Origin of the sequence: Streptomyces sp. NBC_01351 (genome assembly GCF_036237315.1) — a bacterium.
In the GTDB taxonomy this organism is placed as follows: Bacteria; Actinomycetota; Actinomycetes; order Streptomycetales; family Streptomycetaceae; genus Streptomyces.
Window position 1 is genome coordinate 311202 of sequence record NZ_CP108356.1, and the last position, 22481, is coordinate 333682.

Annotated in this window: 25 protein-coding genes and 1 pseudogene; 11 read left to right on the top strand and 15 right to left on the bottom strand. The window is 72.7% G+C overall.

Annotated features, from left to right (window positions below):
- Positions 1-30 precede the first annotated feature (30 nt).
- Both OG625_RS01590 and OG625_RS01595 read right to left on the bottom strand, forming a co-directional pair.
- On the bottom strand, positions 31-1365 hold the full coding sequence (locus tag OG625_RS01590; protein WP_329376172.1) for a phytase: 1335 nt from the start codon (positions 1363-1365) through the stop codon (positions 31-33).
- Positions 1366-1534: 169 nt separating this feature from the next.
- Positions 1535-2383, bottom strand: coding sequence for a class I SAM-dependent methyltransferase (locus OG625_RS01595; RefSeq protein ID WP_329376174.1), 849 nt, complete (start codon positions 2381-2383; stop codon positions 1535-1537).
- Between the two features lie 86 nt (positions 2384-2469).
- Here OG625_RS01595 and thpR point away from each other — a divergent pair, with 86 nt between their 5' ends.
- Entirely contained in the window at positions 2470-3054 is a 585-nt protein-coding gene (gene thpR, locus OG625_RS01600) for an RNA 2',3'-cyclic phosphodiesterase (RefSeq protein ID WP_329376176.1), read from the top strand.
- Between the two features lie 74 nt (positions 3055-3128).
- On the opposite strand, the gene OG625_RS01605 is transcribed toward thpR, so the two are convergent.
- The 3 genes from OG625_RS01605 to OG625_RS01615 all read right to left on the bottom strand — a co-directional run bounded on the left by OG625_RS01605 (position 3129) and on the right by OG625_RS01615 (position 5728).
- Complete coding sequence (locus OG625_RS01605) at positions 3129-3725, bottom strand: hypothetical protein (RefSeq protein WP_329376178.1); 597 nt, start codon at positions 3723-3725, stop codon at positions 3129-3131.
- Positions 3726-3782: 57 nt separating this feature from the next.
- Positions 3783-5222: a L,D-transpeptidase gene (locus tag OG625_RS01610; protein WP_329376179.1), complete on the bottom strand. Its 1440-nt coding sequence runs from the start codon at positions 5220-5222 to the stop codon at positions 3783-3785.
- Positions 5223-5329: 107 nt separating this feature from the next.
- Entirely contained in the window at positions 5330-5728 is a 399-nt protein-coding gene (locus OG625_RS01615) for a RidA family protein (RefSeq protein WP_329376181.1), read from the bottom strand.
- 110 nt (positions 5729-5838) lie between these two features.
- Between OG625_RS01615 and OG625_RS01620 the strand changes: the two genes are divergently transcribed.
- Together OG625_RS01620 and OG625_RS01625 are read left to right on the top strand one after the other, a co-directional pair.
- Positions 5839-6585 carry a hypothetical protein gene (locus tag OG625_RS01620; protein WP_329376183.1) on the top strand — a complete coding sequence of 249 codons (747 nt, stop codon included), beginning with the start codon at positions 5839-5841 and terminating at the stop codon, positions 6583-6585.
- A 137-nt stretch (positions 6586-6722) separates the two neighbouring features.
- Entirely contained in the window at positions 6723-7964 is a 1242-nt protein-coding gene (locus tag OG625_RS01625) for a serine hydrolase domain-containing protein (RefSeq protein WP_329376185.1), read from the top strand.
- Between the two features lie 9 nt (positions 7965-7973).
- Here OG625_RS01625 and OG625_RS01630 read toward each other — a convergent pair whose 3' ends face one another.
- Complete coding sequence (locus tag OG625_RS01630) at positions 7974-8765, bottom strand: class I SAM-dependent methyltransferase (RefSeq protein ID WP_329376187.1); 792 nt, start codon at positions 8763-8765, stop codon at positions 7974-7976.
- A gap of 87 nt (positions 8766-8852) precedes the next feature.
- Here OG625_RS01630 and OG625_RS01635 point away from each other — a divergent pair, with 87 nt between their 5' ends.
- A complete protein-coding gene (locus OG625_RS01635) occupies positions 8853-9479 on the top strand; it encodes an L-threonylcarbamoyladenylate synthase (protein WP_329376189.1) in 627 nt (208 codons plus the stop codon).
- Positions 9480-9518: 39 nt separating this feature from the next.
- Positions 9519-10052: an isochorismatase family protein gene (locus tag OG625_RS01640; RefSeq protein WP_329376191.1), complete on the top strand. Its 534-nt coding sequence runs from the start codon at positions 9519-9521 to the stop codon at positions 10050-10052.
- 30 nt (positions 10053-10082) lie between these two features.
- Here the strand turns inward: OG625_RS01640 and OG625_RS01645 are convergent, their stop codons facing one another.
- Positions 10083-10538, bottom strand: a complete 456-nt coding sequence (locus tag OG625_RS01645) for a hypothetical protein (protein WP_329376193.1) — start codon at positions 10536-10538, stop codon at positions 10083-10085.
- Between the two features lie 137 nt (positions 10539-10675).
- The gene (locus tag OG625_RS01650; protein ID WP_329376195.1) at positions 10676-11578 is read right to left on the bottom strand and encodes a sigma-70 family RNA polymerase sigma factor; all 903 of its coding nucleotides are present in this window, start codon (positions 11576-11578) and stop codon (positions 10676-10678) included.
- A 165-nt stretch (positions 11579-11743) separates the two neighbouring features.
- Here OG625_RS01650 and OG625_RS01655 point away from each other — a divergent pair, with 165 nt between their 5' ends.
- Positions 11744-13831, top strand: a complete 2088-nt coding sequence (locus tag OG625_RS01655; RefSeq protein WP_329376197.1) for a SpoIIE family protein phosphatase — start codon at positions 11744-11746, stop codon at positions 13829-13831.
- On the opposite strand, the gene OG625_RS01660 is transcribed toward OG625_RS01655, so the two are convergent.
- Together OG625_RS01660 and OG625_RS01665 are read right to left on the bottom strand one after the other, a co-directional pair.
- Positions 13824-14231 (bottom strand): hypothetical protein, encoded by a 408-nt coding sequence (locus OG625_RS01660; RefSeq protein ID WP_329376199.1) that lies wholly within the window; start codon positions 14229-14231, stop codon positions 13824-13826. The two genes, OG625_RS01655 and OG625_RS01660, sit on opposite strands and share 8 nt — an antisense overlap.
- The gene (locus tag OG625_RS01665; protein WP_329376201.1) at positions 14228-14662 is read right to left on the bottom strand and encodes a MarR family winged helix-turn-helix transcriptional regulator; all 435 of its coding nucleotides are present in this window, start codon (positions 14660-14662) and stop codon (positions 14228-14230) included. Before OG625_RS01665 ends, OG625_RS01660 begins: the two co-directional genes overlap by 4 nt.
- A gap of 184 nt (positions 14663-14846) precedes the next feature.
- Between OG625_RS01665 and OG625_RS01670 the strand changes: the two genes are divergently transcribed.
- Positions 14847-15491, top strand: a complete 645-nt coding sequence (locus tag OG625_RS01670) for a beta-glucanase (protein WP_329390376.1) — start codon at positions 14847-14849, stop codon at positions 15489-15491.
- A gap of 3 nt (positions 15492-15494) precedes the next feature.
- On the opposite strand, the gene OG625_RS01675 is transcribed toward OG625_RS01670, so the two are convergent.
- The 5 genes and pseudogenes from OG625_RS01675 to OG625_RS01695 all read right to left on the bottom strand — a co-directional run bounded on the left by OG625_RS01675 (position 15495) and on the right by OG625_RS01695 (position 19338).
- A complete protein-coding gene (locus OG625_RS01675) occupies positions 15495-16196 on the bottom strand; it encodes a ribonuclease H family protein (RefSeq protein ID WP_329390378.1) in 702 nt (233 codons plus the stop codon).
- A 260-nt stretch (positions 16197-16456) separates the two neighbouring features.
- A pseudogene (locus OG625_RS01680) lies at positions 16457-16744 on the bottom strand (carbohydrate binding domain-containing protein); the annotation flags it as partial.
- Between the two features lie 342 nt (positions 16745-17086).
- Positions 17087-17290, bottom strand: coding sequence for a cold-shock protein (locus OG625_RS01685; RefSeq protein ID WP_030384970.1), 204 nt, complete (start codon positions 17288-17290; stop codon positions 17087-17089).
- 252 nt (positions 17291-17542) lie between these two features.
- Positions 17543-18508, bottom strand: coding sequence for an ABC transporter permease subunit (locus OG625_RS01690; protein WP_329376203.1), 966 nt, complete (start codon positions 18506-18508; stop codon positions 17543-17545).
- A complete protein-coding gene (locus OG625_RS01695) occupies positions 18505-19338 on the bottom strand; it encodes an ABC transporter ATP-binding protein (RefSeq protein WP_329376205.1) in 834 nt (277 codons plus the stop codon). Before OG625_RS01695 ends, OG625_RS01690 begins: the two co-directional genes overlap by 4 nt.
- Before the next feature lie 171 nt (positions 19339-19509).
- Between OG625_RS01695 and OG625_RS01700 the strand changes: the two genes are divergently transcribed.
- The 4 genes from OG625_RS01700 to OG625_RS01715 all read left to right on the top strand — a co-directional run bounded on the left by OG625_RS01700 (position 19510) and on the right by OG625_RS01715 (position 22442).
- A complete protein-coding gene (locus OG625_RS01700; protein ID WP_329376207.1) occupies positions 19510-20793 on the top strand; it encodes a sensor histidine kinase in 1284 nt (427 codons plus the stop codon).
- Positions 20790-21470, top strand: a complete 681-nt coding sequence (locus OG625_RS01705) for a response regulator transcription factor (protein ID WP_329376209.1) — start codon at positions 20790-20792, stop codon at positions 21468-21470. Before OG625_RS01700 ends, OG625_RS01705 begins: the two co-directional genes overlap by 4 nt.
- 98 nt (positions 21471-21568) lie before the next feature.
- Positions 21569-22066 (top strand): SigE family RNA polymerase sigma factor, encoded by a 498-nt coding sequence (locus OG625_RS01710; RefSeq protein WP_329376211.1) that lies wholly within the window; start codon positions 21569-21571, stop codon positions 22064-22066.
- Entirely contained in the window at positions 22059-22442 is a 384-nt protein-coding gene (locus OG625_RS01715) for a hypothetical protein (RefSeq protein ID WP_329376213.1), read from the top strand. Before OG625_RS01710 ends, OG625_RS01715 begins: the two co-directional genes overlap by 8 nt.
- The last annotated feature ends 39 nt before the right edge of the window (positions 22443-22481 follow it).

Sequence of the window (22481 nt, forward strand, 5' to 3'; positions counted from 1 at the left end):
GTTGGTTGGCCGTCCGGCCGGACGCCGGGATCAGTCGTCGATGCGGTCCATCACCTTGCCGAGGTCGATGAACTTGAAGTTGGTGGCGGTGCGCTCGCCGTCGTGCGGGCCGTCGTGGCCGTCCTGAACGACGAGGAGGCCGCGCGGGAACTTGGTGCCGAGGGGCTGGCTCAGGGCCGCGGCCCCGTCGCATTCCTCGGAGCCGTCGATGTCACGGGAGCCGGGCGTGATGCGCAGCCCGGCCTCGTACTCGTTGTCGTCTTCGAGTTCGCGGTCGTAGAAGGCGAAGGTGTTGTCGCCCTGGCTGGAGGCCATGAGGTAGCCGTCGCCGTCGGACTCGGTGATCAGGGTCAGCCCTTCGACGTCGGCCGAGAGGCGGCGCCCTCCGAAGCCGGGGTCGGCGCCGGCCGCGCACTCCTCGGTCTCCTCGTCGTACGTGGCCGGGACACCGTACTCCCGGACCTTGTCGACGAGTTCGGGGCGGCCGCCGAGGTCGGCGCGGACCCGCCAGATACCGACATCCTCCTGACCCGCGTACAGCGTGCCGCTCGCCGGGTCGACGACCATGCCCTCGACCTGGGGGCGTTCGCCCGGCTCGGCGCAGGGGGTCCAGGAGGTGCCGTTCGGCATGCGGAAGGAGGCCGGCAGTTCCAGGCTGCGGATCTTCCGGTACCCGACGGTGCCGCCGGGGGCGGCGACGAGTTCGAGCAGGGCGACGGTCGTCTCGTGGCGGCGGCTGACCAGCGCGTACGAGCGGCCGGTGGCCGGGTCGGTCCAGGTGGCCAGGCCGTAGGCGGTGCGCTGGTCGTTGATCTCGGCCTGGTCCGCGGAGAAGACCGGGCGGGCGGCGGGGTCGGTGATGTCGGTGAGCGGGCCGCCGGGCCGGCTCCGGTCGATCCGGTACACGCGGAGGCGGTCGTTGCCGCGGTCGGTGACGACCGCGATGTCCGCGCGGCCCGTGGTCAGGGGCATGCGGTGGACAAGGTCCACGTTGTTGAACCGGCCGGGCGCGTCGTCCGGGCCCGGGCCGGCGGGCGCCGCAAGGGCCTGTACCTGGGCCGCGTCGAGGTCGTAGACCCGCAGGCCGCCCTCCTTGGCGGTGGCGATGACCAGGCTGCGCGCGGGATCGGCGCCATTGCGCCAGATCGCCGGGTCGTCGGCGTTGGCGTTGCCGCCCTCCTCGTCGTCGAAGAGCGGTGCGGTTTCGGCGACGGGCGTCACGGCCGGGAGCGAGCCTGCGGCGGCCCGGGAGGCCGCGGCGTGCGTGGGAGTGGCGTGGGCCGGCGCGCTGACTCCGGAGGCCAGCAGCAGCGCGGCGGCGCCCACGACGAGGGCGGCCGGGCGGGTCTGACGTGGCAGGGTCACGAAGGGACTCCAATGTCAGGTACATGATGAAGAGTTGGTCGCCGCTGAGCGTCGGTCCACGGGATGGCCGCGGCCTGTTGGCCGGGCGGCCAGGGCGTGTGCGCACGGTGAACTCGAGCACCGTCGCGTCGCCCACGGGCGCCGGACCCTCCCGCCCGTCCCGGGGGCGTCACGATCGCGGACGCGTCGCGGTGATCACGTAGTAGTCGAGGATGCCCTGCCGGTAGGCGGCCAGGAAGTTGCGCGGCCAGGTGCCGGGCTTCCACTGGTCCGACAGCCAGCGGTCCCAGCCCTGCCACACTCCGGGGCCGATGGACGTGGCCCTGACGCCGGTCAGACCGGCCGCGGTGAACGCCTCCGTCAGGGAGGCGAAGGGGCGGGCGATGTCCAGTCCGCTGGCGTACGAGTCGAGGAGCTCGGCGAGCCGTGCGCCGTGCCCGGGAGCGTCGTCGGGCGTGAAGAAGCTCGCGACGACCACCCGGCCTCCGGGCCGCAGGACCCGGGCCGCCTCGCGGGCGAACGCGTCGAGGTCGTCGAAGTGCTGGGCGGCCTCGACGCTGTACACGCGGTCGAACTCGCCGTCGCCGAACGGCATCCGCTCCGCCGCGCCCCGCACGAACCGCATCCGCGCCGGACCGGCCTCCAGCAGCGCCGCGTTGGCCTGCCGGGCGCGTTCCAGCTGCTGCGGGTGGATGTCCATCCCGGTGAGGTGCGCGGGGGCGTACTCCCACAGGGCCAGCGCGCAGCCGACGCCGAGGCCGCAGCCGACCTCCAGCATCCGGCGGCCCTCGACCGGGGCCGCACTGCCGAGCACGTGCCGGTACAGGTCCTGCTGGCTGCGGACGCGGTCGGCGACGGACAACGGCCCGGTGAGGTCGATGGCCTGCCAGTAGCCGAAGTTGATGAATCCGCCGGCGAACACCGGCACCGAGCTGAGGTCCGCCGGCCCGTACGTCTCCCGGACCGGGGCCCGCATTCCGTCCGCCGCGCTCCGCTCCGACTCCATCGGTTCCGCCACCCGCGTCACCTCCGCGTCCAGTGTGGCGCACGGCGAGCGGGGACAGAAGATGACCGGACCGCCTGCGGCACGGTACTAAGTGCACTGTGAAGGAAAAGACTCATCCGGCGACCGTTCGGATATTCATCGCACTCGCCCCGCCGGACGACGCGAAGCAGGAGCTGGAGCGGGAGCTGCTCCCCGCCTACGAGGCGTACCCGCGCATGCGGTGGAACCGCATCGAGGACTGGCACATCACCCTGGCGTTCCTCGGCGAGCTCCCGGTCGGAGCCGTCGAGCTGCTGCGGCCGCCGCTCGCCGAGCTCGCGGCGGGTCACCGGCCCGTACGACTGGCGCTGCGCGGGGGCGGCCACTTCGACGAGCGGGTGTTGTGGACCGGCATCGACGGGGACCTCGACGGGCTGCACCTCCTCGCCGACAACGTGCGCGCCGCGGTCAGGGAGTGCGGCATCGCCTTCGAGGGCCGGCCACTGCGCCCCCATCTGACCCTGGCCCGGTCCCGCCGCAACGAGCCGCCCCACGCGGTGGAGGCCGCCGCCGGCCTCAGCGCCTTCACGGGCCGCCCATGGCAGGCCGAACGGCTCCACCTGGTCGGCAGCAACATCGGCCGCGGCCCGGGGCCGATCCACTACCGCGACATCGAAGCCTGGGACTTCGGCGGCGGGGTCTGAACGCGCCGGCCGTTCGGCCGGTTCGCCGAGGTCGTGCCGCATCTGACCGTGGCTCCGCGTCTGTTCGGTCGGACTCATGGCCTGCGACGGGACGCAGTGGCGGGAGCGGGCCTCCTTCGCCCTGCGAGGCCAGTGCACGCTGCGAGGAGGATCAGCGCCCACAGGGCCGTAGTCCGCGGCGAGGTCTCGCCCTCCACCGACGGGGTCACGCGGCGCTCCGGGTCGTAGGAGACCCGGATCTCCGCGCCCACCGCGGCCCGGGGCGCGTCCTTGACCTCGGCCGGGTAGCCGCCGGGGCAGGTCAGCGCGAGTCGGTACAGGGTCTTCGTCGCGGAGCCCTCTCCGTGGGCGTGCTGGTCCTTGGCCTGGACCTCCCGTACGACGCAGGTGGCGACCTCCCCGCGCGCCGTCGTCTGGTCCGCGGTCGCCACCGTCGCCAGAAGCCCCAGGGCGAGGAACAGCGTTCCGAAGAAGCCACCGCTGCCCCCGACGCGTGCGAAGTACACCGTGCAGGCCGCACAGAGCAGGATCGCCACGCCCGCCACGGCCACGGTGGTCGACGGCGCCGAGGAACTGGTGAAGCACCAGTACGCCCACGCGAAGACGACCGCTGCCGCGACGGCCGGCAGGGCCGCGGTCGGCCCCCACGCGCGCGGTTCCGGCTCTGACATGAACACCACCCCCGCAGGGGGGACGCCCGCCGCGCCTCCCCCGGTTTCAGGGATGCGTCAGGTGATCGGGGACAGTCGGGACGGCACCGGCGGCACGGCCGGCGCGGGGGCGCCGTAGGTGGTGGCCAGGGCGCTGCCCGCCTGCCAGGCCGGCCAGTCCATGTTCCAGTCGCCGATGCCGTTGCCGAAGGGCTCCATGCGCGGGCCGCCGCTGTTGACGACCTCGACGATGTCCCCCTCACGGACCGTTTCGAAGAACCAGGCCGCGTCCTCGGTGCTCATGCCCGTACAGCCGTGGCTGACGTTCTCCTCGCCCTGCGCTTCCACGGACCAGGGCGCGGCGTGCACGTACTCGCCGCTCCAGGTCACGCGGGTCGCGTAGCGGACGGGGAGGTCGTAGAACTCGCTCGTGCCCTTCTTGATGCCGATGGAGTCCCCGCGCATCCGCACCTTGGATTCCTTACGGAGGACGACCTTGACACCGGCGCGGGTCCTGAATCCGGCCTTGCCGGTGGTGACCGGAATCGTCCTGATGACCCGTCCGTTGCGGCGTACCGTCATCGTGTGCGCGGCCGAGTCGGTGACCGCCTCGATCCGGTCCGCGACGGTGAACTCGACGCCGTCGGAGGGCCCGCCGTAGACGCCCTCGCCGATCTCTACCCCGTCGAGGCCGCTGCGGACGCTCACCTTCGTGTGGGCGGGCCAGTACGTGCGGGGGCGGTAGTGCAGGGTCGATTCGTCGACCCAGTGCCAAGCGCCCTCCACGCGGGGGTGGGAGGTCACCTCCAGCGCCTGTTCCACGCGGGTCCGGGCCAGGCCGTCGTCGGCCGGCACCGGACGGCTCAGTTCCGCCGTGACGATCTCCCCCGCGCCATACGTACCGGGGCGCGGCCCGAAGTCCGCCGTCAGCCGGCCGCCGTCCGCGGGCGGCGCCGTCCGGAACACCAGGGTCGCACCCACCGCGGTCCCCGCCGCGTCCTGCGCGCCGACCCGCACCGTGTACGACTCCCCTGCGCGCAAGGACTCCACGTTCACCCAGCGGCCGCCGCCCGCGCCGAGCACGCCCGCCACGTGGCGGCCGTGGCCGTCCGTGACCGACACGTCGGTCAGGGATCCCTGCCCCGGCTCGGCCACGGCGATCTCCAGCGGCCCGCCGGCGTCCGTCCCCGGGGCGGCCCGGTGGGACACGCCGCCGGGGAGCGGCGCCGGGATGACGACTCCGTGCCCGCCGGCGGTGGCCAGCACGCGTTCCTCCCGCCAGCCCTGGCACATGCCCAGCCGGAACACGTCCACCGTGCACTGCTCCCCACCCGGCCGGACGGCCCCGCGGCCCTCGTCCAGCACCCGGCCCACGAGCAGGCCGACCGCCGGAACCCCGGGGTCCCGACCCGCTTCGTCCACGCCGGGCCCGCGGCCGGGGGCCGCCGCACCGACCATCAGCAGGACACTCGCTCCCGCACCCGCAACCGCCATCCGTGTCCGTCGTGCCCGCCGCATGACCACACCCTCCCTGAACCGCCTGAGCCCGGAGAGGGCATCAAAACGGACAAGAGGCCTGAACGATGATCACCAACCCGGCTGTGCCGCCGAACGAGACCCCGAACTCAACCCGCACGGACCACGGCGTCGATCTCCACTTCCACGAGCCACGCGGGATCTATGAAGCGGGAAACCTCCACGAAGGTGGTGACGGGCCGGATGGAGGCGAACCGCTCTCCGTGTGCCCGCGCGGACTCCTTCCACCGCGTCACGTCGGTCAGCATGACGCGGGTCCGCACGACGTCCTGGAGCGAGGCCCCTGCCTCGCGCAGCGCCCGCTCGGCGATGTCCAGGCACCGCACCGTCTGGGCGTAGACATCGCCTGGGGCGGCGGTGGAGCCGTCGTCGGCGATGGGCGCCGTTCCGGCGACGGCGACGAAGTTCCCCGTCCGCACCGCGCGCGAGAAGCCGATCTGCGGTTCGAGGGGCGATCCCGAGCTGACGATCCGATGTTCGATGTCCATCTGATCATGGTGCCCGGCACACCTCGACCGGCCCGCCCGTCGTGCGCATAGTGATGAGGCTGTGACCTGGGGATGTTCAGATCCACGGCGGTGATCACTAAGGTCTCACCGTGTCCAACCCTTACGAGATACCGTACGAATCCGCCACCCCGGCCCGCCGCAAGCGGGTGTGGCCACTGACCGCCGTTCTGGTGGTGTCGGCGGCAGCGCTGGCCGCCCTCGGCCTGAAGCTCACGGGCTCGTCGTCCGACGGTGAAGCCGGCTCCGGCGCACCCGCGACTTCCGCTTCCGCTTCCCCCTCCCCCGCATCACCGAAAAAGGCCGCCCCTGCGGGTGGCGCGGCCGACCGGCCGATGATCCCGCTCGCGGACGCGTTCCCGGCCCAGGTGAAGGACGCCACCGGCGCGACCTTCACCAGGGTCGGCTCGGTCGCGCTGGCCTCCTGCACCGAGCCCGACTCGGTCGGACCGACCCTGGCCGCGCTCATCGAAGGGAGTGCGGGCTGTGTGGGCGAGCAGGTCGCGCTCTACAAGGACGCACAGAACAACCAGTTCAACCTGGCCGTCTTCACCATGAAGGACCCACAGGACACCATGATGCTGGTGTCGCGGCTGGCGATGGCCTTCGACGACTACCAGGTGGGCGCGCAGGCGCCGCCGCCCGGTTCCGGCCTGCGGACGCTGCCGCCGGACAGCGGGATGGTGCAGGCCTTCACCGGCCAGGGCCGCGCCATGGTGGTGGGGTTGGGGCAGTGGTCGGACGGCCGCGTCGCCGACTACCAACAGTTGGTGGACCGGTTGGACCCGCTGCTGCAGGCGGTCTCGAAGAACGTCGGCGACCACGAGACCAAGAACTGACTCGGCCCGACGTCGGCGAGCGGCTCGGCACCGGGCAGCTCACGTGCCGATCCGCTCCGCGGTCGCGGGCCGGATCGGCCAGGTCTAGGCTGGTGCCACTGCCTTGCCCTGGCACTCCGTACGACAGGAGGCATGCCGTGAGGTCGACGCACACACGACTTCGCCGGGCCTGTGTGGCGGCCGCTTCCGCGGCTCTGCTCGTCGTCCCGGCCACCGCCGGCTCCGCGTACGGGGCGCCCACACCCGGTCCTTCCGTCACCGCCGCCCCCTCCCCCACTCCCACCCCGGGCGGCGACTCCGAGTTCCCGCAGCTCACCCCCGCCGTCGCGGCCCAACTGGACGTCGCGATACGGAAGGTGCTGGGGGAGACGCAGGTGCCGGGCGTGATCGTGGGCCTGTGGGCCCCCGGCAAGGGAAGCTACGTGCGGACCTTCGGTGTCGCCGACAAGGCCACCGGCGCTCCCATGGAGACGGGCTTCAACTTCCGGATCGGCAGCGAGACGAAGACGTTCACGGTCACCGCTCTCCTCACCCTCGTCGACCAGGGAAAGCTGGGCCTGGACGACCCCATCGGCAAGTACATCGAGGGCGTCCCGAACGGCGACCGCATCACGCTGCGCATGCTGGCCGGAATGCGCAGCGGGCTGTTCAACTACAGCGATGACCCGGACTTCGACAAGGTGTTCACCACCAACCCCAACACCTACATGTCGCCACGGCAGTTGCTCGACTACTCCTTCAAGCACCCCGTGCAGTTCGCGCCCGACGCGGAGTTCGATTACTCCAACACCAACCTGATCCTGCTCGGGCTCGTGGTGGAGAAGATCGGCGGCCGGCCGCTCCACGAGTTCATCCGGCAGGAGGTCCTGGAGCCGGCCGGGCTGCGCCGGACGGTCTTCCCCGTCGACGCGGACTTCCCCGATCCGCACCCGCAGGGCTACACCAACCAGTCGGCCTCCGGCAAGGTCGTGAACTCGACCGACTGGAACCCCTCCTGGGCCTGGTCCGCGGGAGCGATGATCTCCGATCTGATGGACCTGCGCAGCTGGGCGCACACGCTGGCCACCGGCACCCTGCTGACGCCCGCGACCCAGGCCGAGCGGCTGAAGACCACCCCGATGGACATTCCCGGTGACGGGTACGGGCTGGGCATCTTCAACGTCCAAGGCTGGATCGGGCACAACGGCTCGCTGCCCGGGTACGAGTCGCTGACGATCTACCTCCCGGAGGACAAGGCAACGTTGGTCGTCCTCCTCAACACCGACATCACGACCGAGGGCCAGGAGCCGAGCACCCTCTTTGGCGAGGCGGTCACCGAAATCGTGACCCCCGACCACGTGTTCCCCGGCCACAAGCCGATCGCACCCAAGGCCAAATGAGGTGTGAGCTCAGGCCGCCGACGCGGTGGTGACCACCAGCGGCGGCCGCGCCCGTTCCGCCGCCCACGCGCGGCCGCGTGCGAACTCCGGGTCGGCGACCGCGAGGGCCTCCTCGACCGTCGGGCGCTGCTGGACGACGTCCCGGAACCGGGCGCTCTCCAGGAGGGCCGGATACAGATCGACCGGCCACGCGTGGTTGCGTACCTCCTGCCAGGATCCGTCGGTTCGCCGCAGACGTACGGTCAGGGGCTCGCCCGGCTCGTACGCGGTGCCCGGGTCGCCGATCCGCAGGGAGGCGTACTCGGTGCCGGCGCACGCGGGGTCGGTGGTCAACAGCACCAACGGTGCCCCGGGGCGCAGGAGTCGGCGGACCTCCGTGAACACCGCGAGCAGGGCCTCCTCGGTCGGCAGCGAGGCGAGGACGTGGTTGCACATCACCGCGTCCGCGCAGCCGTCCGCCAGGCCGGTCACCCGCCCGTTCTCGACGAGGTGGTACTCCGCGACCGCGGGAGCCGAGGCGCGGGCCAGCTCCAGCATCTGCGGGGAGGTGTCGACGCCCAGGACGCGTGCGCCCAGCCGGCGGGCCGCCGCGTCGGCCACCTTGCCCGGTCCGCAGCCGTAGTCCACGAGGACCGCGCCGGGGCCGAGCCGGCGGGCGAGGGCCCGGAAGACGAACGGATATCCGAGCAGCCAGTCGGTGGCGGCCTCCACTGCCGCGAAGGCGCGCGCCCCCTCCCGTCCTGACCAGTCCGTTCCCGGTGCGGCGCCGTCCTGTGCCGGGCCCTGCGCGGAGTCGCTCACAGGCCCCACTATCGACCTGTCGCCGCGGCCGCGCGCGGTGCGACACGAGGTGTCGGGTCCGGGGGGCGGATCACGTAGTCTCGGCGGATGGCGAAGTACTTCGACGTGCACCCTGAGAATCCTCAGCAGCGCACGATCAGCAGCGTGGTAGACAGCATCCGCTCCGGCGCTCTCATCGCGTACCCGACGGACTCGTGTTTCGCTCTGGGGTGCCAGCTCGGCAACCGCGAGGGCGTGACCCGGATCCGTTCGATCCGCAACCTCGACGACAAGCACCACTTCACCCTGGTGTGCCAGAACTTCGCTCAGCTGGGCCAGTTCGTACAGATCGACAACGACGTGTTCCGCGCGATCAAGGCGGCCACGCCCGGGCCGTACACCTTCATCCTCCCGGCCACCTCGGAGGTGCCGCGTCAGCTGCTGCACCCGAAGAAGAAGACCGTCGGAGTCCGCATCCCCGACCACGGCGTCACGCAGGCCCTGCTCGCGGAGCTCGGCGAGCCGCTGCTGTCCAGCACGCTGCTGCTGCCCGACGAGGACGAGCCGATGACCCAGGGCTGGGAGATCAAGGAGCGGCTCGATCACGTGCTGGACGCGGTGGTCGACTCGGGTGACTGCGGCACCAAGCCGACCACGGTGATCGACTTCTCCAGCGGCGAGGCCGAGATCGTACGCCGCGGAGCGGGCGACACCGCGCGGTTCGAGGCCGAATAGCCGTTCCGGCCGCGCGGGGGCGCTGACTATGATCACCGCGTGACGCAGACCTCGACCGGCACCGCTCTCGTCCTCGTGGACCTGATGCCCCGCATCGTCGCCCTTCCGGTGGCCCCGCACTCCGGCGAGGAGGTCGCGGCCCGCTGTGCGCGGCTGGCCGAGGCGTTCCGCTCCGAGGGGCGCCCGGTGGTCCTGGTCCGCGTCGAGCGGCCGAACGTGGCCGAACAGCCGCCGGGCAGTGGCCTGGTGGAGGGCCTCGCGCACCCCGGTGACATCGAGATCGTCAAGCGGACGGTCGGCGCCTTCCAGGACACGGGCCTGGACGAGAGGCTTCGGGCGCTCGGCGTCGACCGGCTGGTGCTGGCCGGTCTGGTGACGACGATGGGGGTGGAGTCCACCGCGCGCGCGGCGAGCGACCACGGCTACGAGATCGAGTTCGTCGAGGACGCCATGTCCGCTTTCGCGGCGGACGAGCACGAGTTCGCGGTGCGCAGGATCTTCCCCCGGTTCGGCGAGGTACGGGACACCGCGTCGTACACCGGTGGTTCGGGAGTGGGCGGCGGAGCCGCGTAGCCCGGCCGCCCGTTCCCGCACCCCCTGGACCTACAGCGGGGTGCCGGACTTGTTCGCCCGCTCCACCGCGGCCAGCCCCTCGGCGGTCCAGCTGCCGTCCGGCGCGATGTAGCCCGCGTCGAGCCAGCGCTTGAACTGCTGGAGGGCGATGACCGCGTCGTCCGCGTACTCGATCTTGTTCGGGTTGAACCAGCCGGCTTTCCTGAGCCGGATCAGCTCGATGGAGGCCGCTTCCTCGTCATCGGTGAGCGTGACCTGCGGCCTGCCGCCCGTGGGGGTGGCCGCCGTTGCGGCCGGGGTCGGGGTGGCGGCCGGGGACGAGACAGCGGGCGACGGGGCGGCAGGCGAGGAAGCGGCCGTCGGCGTGGCGGGGGCGGCGGGCTCGGCCTCCTGGCCGTTCTTGCCGCACGCCGCCGTGGCGAGGACGCCGAGGCCTACGGCCGCGGTGACGAGCACCGCCTTGAGCTTCAACTTACGCATCGTCATGTCTTCCCCTGCTGGGTGCGGATGACCGGCGCCGGACGGAAGGGCACCGAACGGCACTGAACGGAACGGACCTTACTGTCTGCGCCCGCGTCCGGCGGCCAGGCCCGCCCCGGCAGGGCGGGGGCGGGCCCGGGTGGTCAGCCGTCGAGGACGCTCAGGTCGATGCGCGCGAGGCGCTCCGGATCGGTGAGGATGTCCAGCGCGGTGATCCTGCCGCCCCGGATGGTGAACGCCATCACCGACAGCGGACTGCCGTCCCGCGCGAAGGAGACGACGCCGGGCGCGGCGTTGACGAGCGCCGGGCGGGCCGCCTCGGCGAAGCGGGCGAACATGATCGCCTGCGAGGCGACGTCCGCGGCGCCCCGGCGGAGCAGGCCGGGGCGCAGCGTACCGCCGTCGGAGCGGGCCACGACCTCGGGGTCGAGGAGGGCGACGAGGGCGTCGAAGTCCCCGCCGCGCGCGGCCTCCATGAAGGCGTCGACGATCCGGCGCCGCTGGTCCGGGTTCGGGTCCGTGTCCGGGGCGGGGGCCGACCCCTGGACGCGGCGGCGGGCGCGGCTGGCGAGCTGCCGGGTGGTGGCGGGCGTACGTCCGAGGACGGGCGCGATCTCCTCGAAGGGGACGGCGAACATGTCGTGCAGGACGAAGGCGAGGCGCTCGGCGGGGCCGAGCGTGTCGAGGACGACGAGCAGCGCGATGCCGACCGAGTCGGCGAGGAGGACCTCCTGTTCGGGGTCCAGCCCGTCCGCGTTGCTGACGATCGGGTCGGGGAGCCGGAGCCGTCCGTGCTGGTCGTGCAGCGGGTCCTCGCGCCGGGTGGCCCGCGAGCGCAGCATGTCCAGGCAGACCCGGCCGACCACCGTGGTCAGCCAGCCGCCCAGGTTCTCCACGGCCGCGGCGTCGGAGCGGCTCAGCTTGAGCCAGGCCTCCTGTACGGCGTCCTCGGCCTCGCTGAGCGAACCCAGCATCCGGTAGGCCACCGCTCGCAGATGGGAGCGGTGCTCCTCGAAGCGCCGCGCCAGCCGTTCCGTCTCGCTCATGTGTCACATCCCCCGTATAGCCATGCGATCACTGCCGCCCTGGACCATAGCCGCCCGGTGCGACACGTTCCGAGGTCGCGGGGCGGTGCGCGGGGTCGCAGCATGGAAGGAGGCCCGGGTCCGTCCGGGCTGCCCGGCGGACGTGTACGGGTGAGGAGGCCGCTGATGGCCACTGACCAGCCCCTTCCGTCGGTCCCTGACTCCGGAGCGGGGGACGTGGCGCTCGCGGCGGGCGGACTGCTGGACGTACTGGGCGTGGCGGCGATCGTCCTGGACGGTGAGGGGCGGGTCACCCTGTGGAGCCCACAAGCCGAGCACCTGTTCGGATATACGGCGAAGGAGGCCTGGGGCCATTACGCCGCGCAGCTGCTGGTCGAGGAGCGGCACCGGGACGTGGTGCTGGGGCTGTTCGGCCAGGTGATGGCGGGCGACGGCGCGTGGGCCGGGGCCTTCCCCGTCCGGCGCCGCGACGGGACGACCGTACTGGTGGAGTTCCGCAACATGCGGCTGGAGGCGGACGGCGGCAGCGCCTTCGCCCTGGGGCTCGCCACCGACCGGGCCACGTTGCGCCGGGTCGAGCGGGACCTGGCGCTGTCGCTGAGGCTGGTCGACCAGTCGCCGATCGGGCTGGCCGTCCTGGACACGGATCTGCGGTACGTGCTGGTCAACCCGGCGCTGGAGCGCATCAACGGGGTGCCGGCCGCCCGGCACCTGGGGCGGCGGATCACCGAGGTCCTGCCGTTCCTGGACGGCGCGAGCATCGAGGCACGGATGCGTGAGGTCATGGAGAGCGGAGTGCCCCTGCTCGACGATTTCACCACCGGACGGATCTCCCCGGACGCGGAGAGTGATCACGCCTGGCTCTCGTCGGTGTACCGGCTGGAGGACCAGGCCTCGCAGGTGATCGGGGTGGCCGTTTCGGTCGTGGACGTGACGGAGCAGCACCTGGCCGCCGTTTCCGCAGCCCATGCCCGCCGCCGCCTGTCCTTGATCGCGGACGCGTCGGTCCGTATCGGCACCACCCTCGACCTCGACGTGACCGCCCGGGAGCTCGCGGACGTGGCGGTGCCCGAGGTCGCCGACATCGCCGCCGTCGACATCCTTGACACCGTCCTCGCGGGGCCCCGTCCCGGTGAGGGCGCGGACGGGGAGGCCGTCCGGTTCCGGGCACTGGCGGTGAAATCCGCCTACCGCAGCCCGGCCGAGGAGGCCGCCGACCCCGTCGGTGACGTTGCGCTGTACGGCCCCACCCGGCTGGTGTCGCGCTGTGCGAGCACGGGCCGTCCGGTACTGCTGCCGCGCGTACGGCCGGAGGACCTGCCGCGCATCGCCCGCGACGAGCACGCCGTGCGGCTCCTCGCCGAGGCCGGGGTGCACTCGTACCTGGCGGTGCCGCTCATCGCGCGCGGCCAGGTGCTCGGCGCGCTGGACCTCAAGCGGGCCCGCAACCCCGAGCCGTTCGGCACGGACGACGTGCTGCTGGCGTCCGAACTCGCCGCGCGCGCCGCCGTGTCCGTGGACAATGCCCGCTGGTACCAGCACCAGCGGCACACCGCGCTCGCTCTCCAGCGCCACCTCCTGCCGCAGCATCCCCCCACGGCCGTCGGGCTGGACATCGCCTACCGGTACCAGCCGGCCGGCGCGGCGGACGAGACGGGAGGCGACTGGTTCGACGTGGTCCCGCTCGACGGCGACCGTACGGCACTCGTCGTCGGGGACGTGATGGGCAGTGGCATCAACGCCGCGGCCACCATGGGCCAGTTGCGCACGGCGGCCCGTACCCTGGCGCGGCTCGGGCTGGAGCCGGCGACGGTCCTCAGCCACCTCGACGAGGCCACCGCCGACCTGGGCGAGGCCATGGCCACCTGCATCTACGCCGTCTACGACCCGCACACCCGGCTGTGTCACATCTCCACTGCCGGCCACCTGCCGCCGATCCATCTCCGGGCGGGGCGCCCGCAGCTCGTGGAGCTCGCGACGGCGGTGCCGCTCGGCGTGGGCGGCATCCCGTTCAGCACCACCACCATCGGGCTGGGTCCCGGCGACGAACTGGTCCTGTACACCGACGGGCTGGTCGAGACCCGGGACCAGGACATCTACGCCCGCATCCAGACCCTGACGGATCTGCTCGCGGTCCCCCACCGCCCGATCGAGGAGACCTGCGACCTCCTCCTCGGGGCTCTGCGCCGCCCCGACACCCACGACGACGTGGCCCTGCTCATCGCCCGCACGCACGGGGCGGAGGTCACGTGAGGCGGAAGGGGAACGGGGCCAGGTCGGGCTCGGTCCAGGCGGTCCTGGCGTGGGGTGCTGCCAGGGTGCCCGGGCAGTAGAAGCGCTCCAGCAGGTGCTTGTCGAGGAGGTCGGGGTGGTGGTCGGCGAAGGCCGGGAAGTCCTCGCCGCCGTCGGGGCCGGTGTGGTGGGCGACCAGTTCCACCCAGGCTCGGGTGACGGTCGCGTGGTACTTCTCCGGCACTCCCGCCTCGGTGGCGGTGCGCCGGATGCCCTCGTCGAGCAGGCGCAGGGCCTCGGGCCCGCCGAAGCGCCGTACGGCGAGCCAGGTGAGGTGGACGTGTTCGCGGTGGCCGAACCGTCCGGCCGAGGCCGTCACCTCGGCCATCAGCGTGTCGAACGCGGTGGGCCCGGTACTCAAGCGGACACCTCCGTCAGGGCCCGCAGGGCGGCGCGCAGCCCGGCGAGCGCCTCGGGCGGCAGGCCGTCCAGCGCACGGCGTTCCAGGGCCGTGATGGTCTCCCGGATGGTGGCGGCGGCCACCCGCCCGGAAGGGGTGAGCTCGATGAGCACCGCGCGGCGGTCCCCCGGGCGGGTGCCGCGGGTGATGTGACCGCGCCGCTCCAGCCGGTCGAGGACGCTGGTCAGCGTGGTGGGGCGGGTTCCGACGGCCGCGCCGAGTTCGGATACGGTCCGGCCGCGGCCGTCAGCCAGGTTGGCCAGCGCATTGATCTCGGACGGGGTGAGGTCCAGGTCGACGAGGTCCGCGGCGAGCACCTGCAGGGTCGCGTGGGTGGCTCTTTGCAGCGCGAGGAGCGCCGACCAGTCCGATGGCTCGATTTCGGAATACATAATTTCGGACTATACGATTTCGTACGATCTGCTGCAAGCGAGCCCCTGTGCGCCGGTGTGCGCGCCCGCGCCGGCGGGGCATGAGGCAGGCGTCCGCAGCGTGGAAAGGAACGCCTTGGCCACTCAGCTTCTCGCCCGGCTCGTACGACAACTCGGGGGACGCACCGGCAGGGGCCGCGGCGCCGTGGTGTTCACCGCCGACTTCGGGTCGACCACCCAGTGGGTCGCCGGCCGCTCCTGGGCCTATCCGGACGGCGGGCCCACCAACCCCGGGGACAACAAGCTCGACCACCTGGTGGAGGACCCCTCCTACAGTCGCACCGGCACCTTCCTGGCCACCCGGCGGACGGACGGCAACTGGGACGCCGGCCTGCTGACCACCGAGGGCAGCGACGAAGGCTTCGCGGTCAGGACCGGGGACGTTCTGGAGACCCGGGTACGGCTGCCGGTCGAGCTCGGGGCCTGGCCGGCGGTCTGGACCTGGCGGGACGGCGGCAACGAGGTCGACGTCTTCGAGTACCACCCGGACAACCCCGACCTGCTCGAACTCTCCAACCACGTCAAAGGGGGGCAGCGCTACCACCGGGACCCGGCCGTCTCCCCCGGCGGCTGGGTGGACCTGGAGGTCGAGTTCGGGGCGCGCTCGGTGGTGTGGTGGGTCAACGGATCACGGGTCTTCGCCGACCGCCGGGGCGTGGGGCGCGGCTGGCGGGCGTACCTGATCGTCAACCTCTCCGTGTGCGCCGGGCGTTACCACCCGGCGCCCGACGCGGACGTGTCGCGCATGTCCTTCGAGGTGGCGCACCTGCGCGTCCGCCGGTCGCGGTGAGGGCTACAGGGCCTCGGACGCGGCGGTGGCGCAGGCCTCGTGGCCCCAGCGGCTGCCGTGCTTGGCGATCATGTCGCCGGCCGTGTAGGGCTTCCCACAGGGGCAGCTGCCCGGGAACTTCGCCTTGATGGCCCGGGATCCGCGGCCGGTGGACGCGCCTTCGGACGTACGCTTCTTCGGCGCCGCGGACTTGCGGCGCGAGGGGGCGACGGGCGCGGGGACCGGGATGTCCGCGTGCCCGTGGGCCGTGCCGGCGGCCTGCTGCGTCACGGCCGCGTCGCTGGCGGCCTGGTCGGCGATGGCGTTCAGGTGGTCGCCGTCCTCGCGGTGGGCGGGGACGTAGAGGAACGTCACGTCGCGGTCGGCGAGCAGTTCGTCGATGCGCTCGACGAGTTCGCGGTTGGCCACGGGCTGGCCGGAGGCGGTCTTCCAGCCGTTGCGCTTCCAGCCCGGGAGCCACTGCGTGACGGCCTTCATCGCGTACTGCGAGTCCATCCGTACCTGCATCGACGTCCCGGGAGCGACCGCCTCCAGCACGCGCTGGAGGGCGGTCAGCTCCCCGATGTTGTTGGTGGCCCGGCCGAGCGGGCCGGCCTCCCAGCGCTCGGGACGGCCCTGGGGGTCGGCGATGACCCATCCCCATCCGGCGGGGCCGGGATTACCTTTCGCCGCTCCGTCACAGGCGGCAATGATGCGTTCGGACATCCCCCGATCATGCCCCATCCGGACGGGGTCGCGGCCCTCCTGCTTCCGGCAGGGGCTCTCGGCCCCCTTCGGGGTGGGGGCCCACTTCAGGTGGGGACCGGCGTCGCCGATCTTCCCGGGGCCGTTGAGGACGTAGACGCGCAGGTTCCCCTTGCCGGGGGCGGCGACGGCGAGGTTCCCGTCGGTGACGACGCGGGCGGTGAGCACGAAGTAGACGGGGTCCTTGCGGGGGTCGGTGCCCAGCGGGGTGCCGGCGGGCGCGGCCGGCGCCCCAGGCCCGGCACGGTCGTCCAGGCGCCGCCTTCGGGCTTGTAGTGCAGGTTCGTCGTGGTCCAGCCGACGGTCGCGGTCGAGTAGTAGACGGATGCGGTGTTCGTGCCCGGCCCGGTGCCGGTGCCCGTGCAGGGGTCGCTGTGGGCCACGACCACGTCCTTGACGGTGATGACTCCGGTGCCGAGGGCGTAGTTGCGGCCGGCGTTGTTGTCCCAGACGCCGTTGCCGTTGTTGAAGGTGGCCTGGAGCCCGGCCGCGGTCCCCAGGGGGACGGTCATTCACGTCTCCAGGGCTTCCGGCCTGGCCCCGGACAGCCTCAAGGGCCAAGCGGACGGGGATGATGGGAGTGAAGATCCAGCCGGAATGTTGCTGCAAGTTCTTGCGACATGGAAGTGCCTGCACATGACAACCCCGTAAAGGGCTCGGGAGAGCCCGGAGCGGATGTCGTCCGCCCAGCGCTCCGCAGAGCGGCGCCCGCGCAGATCCGGGCATACACGCGGGCATCACGACATCAGGGCCGTGCGGCGAACGCCGCACGGCCCTGATGTATTACTTCTATTGTTTCCGCACCGTGGTGCCGAAACGGTTCCTCGCCCTCGGAAGACAGGCGTCGGAGATTAGGCGGGGGTGATGTTCTCCGCCTGCGGGCCCTTCTGGCCCTGCGTGATGTCGAACGTCACGGCCTGGCCCTCCTGGAGCTCGCGGTAGCCGGAGGCGTTGATCGCGGAGTAGTGCGCGAAAACGTCCGGACCGCCGCCGTCCTGGGCGATGAAGCCGAAGCCCTTTTCCGAGTTGAACCACTTCACGGTTCCCGTAGCCATGTTCATGCCTTCCCGTTGACGTACGTCTCCCACACCACGTGGGAAACGGAGGTGATCGCCCTGGTCCTACGGCACAACACAGCAAAACTGCCCACACCCAGGGGTGCGGGCAAGGCACTTGGAACCACGACAGCTACCCGTGAAGGTACACGTCTGCACGCACTGTCACCAGGGGGTTTGATCGTCGCTTGACGGAGGGGTCCGGATCCGGCCGGATCCGGACCCCTCCGTGCGTGCCGTGGGGCCCCCGGGTCAGGTGAGACGGCGCCGCGTCCACCAGAAGCAGAACAGTCCGAGGACCGCCGCCAGTACGAGGCAGAGGCCCGTTTCCGCCCATTGGAGCGGCCACAGGTGGGACGGGGGATGGTGCCGGGCCCACTCCCCCACGATCCCGTTCCGGGCGAGGCACTGCTGGAAGTCCTCGGCACGCAGGCAGTGCGGCAGGTCCCCGACCCGCTGTCCCGCGGAGGTGAGCAGGCCCTGGCCCAGCACCCACGAGTCACCCAGCCGGTCCGAGCCCTCCGTGCCCCGCCACTGGGTGACGACCGCCGGCCACAGGGAGCTCCGCACCCGTTCCAGGGCGAACAGCAGGGCCGCGCCGACCGCCAGGGTCGCCCCCATGGCCGCCACCGTCCGGCGCAGCACCAGGCTCAGCGCGATCCCCGTCATCAGCATCAGCAGCGCCTTGGCGACCGCGGCGGGGCCTATGGCGTCGTACGGCATCCAGCCGTGCCACGGGAAGCGGCTGCCGAGGGGGCCGGCCACCTCGTGCCACCACCAGGTCGCGGTGACCGTGACCAGCCCGCTGACGAGGACCGTCAGGGCGGCGGGGACGGCCAGCTTGGCCAGGAACCAGCCGGTCCGGGTCACCGACTGGGAGAGGGCGGTGCGGTAGGTGCCGGATTCGAGCTCCGCGGCGAACAGCGGGCCGCCCAGGAAGATTCCGAGGACGAGCGGGAGCAGTGCGAGGGCCTGGAGGGGTTGGCGCAGCGGGTACTGGTGCTCCTGCTGGAACGCGGTCAGCGCGTCCGCGCACCGCGGGGAGTGCTCGGCGGCGGGGCCCGTGCAGCCCGCGAGTTGCTGCGCGACGGCGTCGGCCGCGCCGTAGCGGCCGAGCAGGAAGTACCCGGCGAGGGCGGCGGATCCGGCGAGCAGGGTCCACATCGCGGTGCGGTGCTGGCGTACGACCAGCCATGTCACGCCTCGTACGAGCCTCATGCCGCCGCCCCTGCCTGCTCGGGCCGGGCGGCCGGGGTGATCAGCGTCGGCAGCTCGGGGTCGCGCAGGTAGGTCATGAGCAGCTGCTCCAGGGAGGGTGCGGGGCCGTCGCCGCCGGGGTGGTGGGCGGCGCGCAGCTCGTCGATGTCGCCGGCGAGGCGGATCCGGCCGGAGCCGACGACGAGCAGGAAGTCGCAGGCGCCCGCCAGCTCGGCGACCACGTGCGAGGAGAGCAGCACGGTGGTTCCGTGGGCGGCCGCCTCGGCCAGCAGGAGTCCCGTCATCTCGTGGCGTACGAGGGGGTCGAGGTCGGCCATGGGCTCGTCGAGCATCAGCAGGCGGGGTCGTTTGCCGAAGGCCAGGGCGAGGGCGACGCGGGTGCGCTGGCCGCCGGAGAGCGAGCCGACGCGTGCGGCGTACGGGATGTTCCCGCCGGCGATGACGCGTTCGGCGGTCGCCCGGTCCCAGGTGGGGTTCATCTCGGCGCCCATGCGCAGGATCTCGGCGACGCGGAAGCCGCGGTGGAGCGGCTTGTCCTGGCTGAGCAGAGCGGTCGACCGGCGGGCCTCGTGGGTGTCGGGCGAGGCGCCGAAGACACCGATCGCGCCTTCGGTGGGGGTGAGCAGGCCGGCGGCCAGGGACATCAGGGTGCTCTTGCCCGCTCCGTTGGGGCCGACGAGGGCGCAGACGCGGCCGGCGGGGATCTGGAAGGTGCAGTCCCGTAGCGCCCAGCCGCGCGGGTAGCGGCGGCCGAGGCCTACGGCGCTCAGCGCGGGCCCGTCCGTCCGGTGTGACCGGCTCGACCGGCTCGACTCGTTGGTCTGGTTCATGTCGGTGACGCTAGGCAGGCCGTCCGGCCTGGGGCATCGGGGCAAAGTCTGCGGCTGCCCCCGACCTTCGGCGCCGGGTCCGGGGGCCGCAGGGTGACCAAAGTACGGGCTCCGCCGCCGAAAGTACGGCCGGGTGATTTGCACCTATTCGGTCGAGTAGTGTCTTGGCGCATGCCCTCCACGTCCCGAACCCGGCGCGAGCGGTCCGTCGACCTCGCCGTGGTGCTGTTCGCCGCCGGTCTGTCGTTCGCGCTCGCGGCGGCGGCCACGAACCCGCTGCTGATGTTCCCGCGCATGCCCATGGGCGCCGGCCTGCTGCGCCCGGTCGAGGACCTGGTCCGGCTCCCCTTCTACGGCAGCGGGCCCCTCGTCGGCGTGTGCGGGGCCCTCGCGCTGTGGTGGCGCAGGCGCTTCCCGGTCGCGGTCGTCGCGGTCACCCTGGGTCTCGGGCTGGTCTCGTCGGCGGTCACGGTCTCCGCGATGGTGGCGCTGTTCACGGTGGCGGCGCTGCGGCCGGTGCGGACCACCACGTGGGTCGCGGCGGCCGCGGCGCTCCCCGTGCCGCTGACCATGCTGTTCGCCGAGGCCCCGAGCAGCGGGCTCTCCGTCATGGGCATCCTGCTCATCGCCTGGACCCTGGTGGCGCTCGCCGTCGGGTGGGGGCTGTTCGTACGCTCCCGCCGGATGCTGGTCGCCTCGCTGACCGAGCGGGCTCGCCGGGCGGAGGAGGAGGCGGCCCGGCAGGCGCTGGAGGCGCAGCTGCGGGCCCGCGAGGAGATCGCGCGCGAGATGCACGACGTACTGGCGCACCGGCTGTCGCTGCTGAGCGTCCACGCGGGAGCGCTGGAGTTCAACAAGTCCCCGGATCCGGCCGACGTGGGGCGGGCGGCGGGCGTGATCAGGGACAACGCCCATCAGGCGCTCCAGGACCTGCGCATGGTGATCGGCGTCCTGAGCTCGCCGGACGCCGGGACCGGGCCCGGCGCCTCGGCGGGTGCCGTGGCGGATGCCGTCCCGGGCGTGCCGGCGGAGCAGGTTCCGGTCGAGGCGCCCCAGCCGGTCCTCGGTGACCTCGACCGGCTCGGCCGGGAGTCCCGCGCCGCCGGGATGCGCCTGCGGCTGGAGGTGCGCGTCGACGACCCGGACGCGGTGCCCGTGCTCGCGGGCCGTACCGTCTATCGGATCGTGCAGGAGGCCCTGACCAACGCCCGCAAGCACGCCCCCGGCTCCGCCGTGCACGTCGAGGTGAACGGTGAGCCCGGCGGCGGCATCGACGTCATCGTCCGCAATCCGGTCCCGGCGCGGGACCTTCCCGCCGCGCGGTCGCAGATCCCGGGGTCCGGCCGGGGCCTGATCGGCCTGGCCGAGCGCACCTCGCTCGCCGGGGGTCAGCTGCGCCACGGCCCGACGGGCGGGGATTTCCTCGTACAGGCGTGGATACCGTGGTCGGCATGATCCGGGTACTCCTCGCCGATGACGATCCGCTGGTGCGGATGGGGCTGCGGCTGATGTTCGGCAGCGTCGACGACATCTCCATCGTCGCGGAGGCCGCCGACGGGGAGCAGGCCGTCGCCCTGGGCCGGGAGCACGCGCCCGACGTCGTCCTGCTGGACATCCGGATGCCCGTGATGGACGGGCTGGCCGCGACGGGGGCCCTGCGGGCCCTGCCCGAGCCGCCCGCGATCGTCATCCTGACCACCTTCAACCCGGACGAGTACGTCGTACGCGCGCTGCGCGCGGGGGCCGCGGGCTTCCTCCTGAAGGACACCCCGCCGGCCGACATCATGGCCGCGGTGCGCCGCGTCGCGGCCGGCGAGCCCGTCCTGTCCCCGGCCGTGACCCAGCAGCTCATCGCCCGGGTGGCGGATCCCGCCGCGGAGGGCGACGCCCGTACGGACTCCCGTACGAGGGCGCGTGCGCGGCTGGAGCGGCTGGCGGCGCGCGAGTACGACGTGGCGCTCGCCGTCGGCCGGGGGCGCACCAACGCGGAGATCGCCGCCGAGCTGTACATGGGCCTGCCCACGGTCAAGGCCCACGTGTCGAGCATCCTCGCCAAGCTCGACGTGACCAACCGGGTCCAGGTGGCCCTGATCGTGCACGATGCCGGGCTGGGGCAGCCGCCCGCCGTGTGACCGCACTCACATGAACTTCCCGGCCTCCGGTGTCGACCGGATCCACCGCGCCGGGCGTATGCCCGGTGAGAGGGATACATGGATTCGGGAGCGATTTTTTGACCGTCGAGGAGTTCGAAGAGTTCTACGCGCAGGCGGCGGGACGGCTCACCGGGCAGTTGTACGTGATGCTCGGCGATCACCACGAGGCACAGGACGTGGTGCAGGAGGCCTTCGTCAAGGGCTGGGGCCGCAGGCGTCAGCTGGAGCGGGACGGCCGGCCGGAGGCCTGGATCCGTACCGTCGCCTGGCGGCTCGCCGTGAGCCGCTGGCGCGGGCGGCGGCGCAGCGCCGACGCCTGGCGGCGCACCGGGCCCGCCGGGCACGTGGAGGGGCCCGGGCCTGAGGTCGTGGCCCTCGTGGCGGCGCTGCGGCACCTTCCCCTGAAGCAGCGCCGGACCATGGCGCTGCACTACGTGTGCGATCTGACCGTCGAGCAGATCGCCGCCGAGACCTCGCTGTCCGCGAGCACGGTCAAGACGCACCTGTCCCGCGGCCGGGCCACGCTCGCCGGCCATCTGCAGGACCCCCGCATTGAGGAGGCTCCCGATGCCTGACGCGTACGACCAGGACCCGCTGCGGTCCTTGTTCCGGCAAGCCGCCTCGGCCGGCCGGTCGGAAGCCGCCCTCGCGCCGGTGTCCGTCATCGCCCGGCGCGGGGAGCGGGCCCGGCGGCGCCGGATCGCCGGCATCGCCCTGGCCTGCTGCCTCGTCCTCGCCGGTTCCGGCGCGGCCGTCGCCGCCTTCCTGCCGCAGGGGGCGGGCCCCACCCTCCCGGCGACCACTCCCCCTCCCCCGGCACCCTCCCCGGCGCCGACCGAGACCCGACCGCCCACGACGCGACCGCCCGTCGGGCCGCCGCCGAGCGGGACCGCGGAACCGGGCGCGTCCGCCACCGCCACTGCCACTGCCACCGCCACACAGGCGCCTTGAACAGCCCTGCGGCAGCCAGATCAGGAGACCAGATCCCGT

Bases quoted from the DNA above. Each gene is read 5' to 3' on its own strand.
- OG625_RS01705 (WP_329376209.1), top strand. From the start codon at position 20,790: ATGATCCGGGTACTCCTCGCCGATGACGATCCGCTGGTGCGGATGGGG.
- OG625_RS01690 (WP_329376203.1), bottom strand. From the start codon at position 18,508: ATGAGGCTCGTACGAGGCGTGACATGGCTGGTCGTACGCCAGCACCGC.
- OG625_RS01645 (WP_329376193.1), bottom strand. From the start codon at position 10,538: ATGACGATGCGTAAGTTGAAGCTCAAGGCGGTGCTCGTCACCGCGGCC.
- OG625_RS01685 (WP_030384970.1), bottom strand. From the start codon at position 17,290: ATGGCTACGGGAACCGTGAAGTGGTTCAACTCGGAAAAGGGCTTCGGC.
- OG625_RS01635 (WP_329376189.1), top strand. From the start codon at position 8,853: ATGGCGAAGTACTTCGACGTGCACCCTGAGAATCCTCAGCAGCGCACG.
- OG625_RS01650 (WP_329376195.1), bottom strand. From the start codon at position 11,578: ATGAGCGAGACGGAACGGCTGGCGCGGCGCTTCGAGGAGCACCGCTCC.
- OG625_RS01605 (WP_329376178.1), bottom strand. From the start codon at position 3,725: ATGTCAGAGCCGGAACCGCGCGCGTGGGGGCCGACCGCGGCCCTGCCG.
- OG625_RS01700 (WP_329376207.1), top strand. From the start codon at position 19,510: ATGCCCTCCACGTCCCGAACCCGGCGCGAGCGGTCCGTCGACCTCGCC.
- OG625_RS01665 (WP_329376201.1), bottom strand. From the start codon at position 14,662: ATGTATTCCGAAATCGAGCCATCGGACTGGTCGGCGCTCCTCGCGCTG.
- OG625_RS01655 (WP_329376197.1), top strand. From the start codon at position 11,744: ATGGCCACTGACCAGCCCCTTCCGTCGGTCCCTGACTCCGGAGCGGGG.
- OG625_RS01695 (WP_329376205.1), bottom strand. From the start codon at position 19,338: ATGAACCAGACCAACGAGTCGAGCCGGTCGAGCCGGTCACACCGGACG.
- OG625_RS01675 (WP_329390378.1), bottom strand. From the start codon at position 16,196: ATGTCCGAACGCATCATTGCCGCCTGTGACGGAGCGGCGAAAGGTAAT.
- OG625_RS01610 (WP_329376179.1), bottom strand. From the start codon at position 5,222: ATGCGGCGGGCACGACGGACACGGATGGCGGTTGCGGGTGCGGGAGCG.
- OG625_RS01615 (WP_329376181.1), bottom strand. From the start codon at position 5,728: ATGGACATCGAACATCGGATCGTCAGCTCGGGATCGCCCCTCGAACCG.
- OG625_RS01715 (WP_329376213.1), top strand. From the start codon at position 22,059: ATGCCTGACGCGTACGACCAGGACCCGCTGCGGTCCTTGTTCCGGCAA.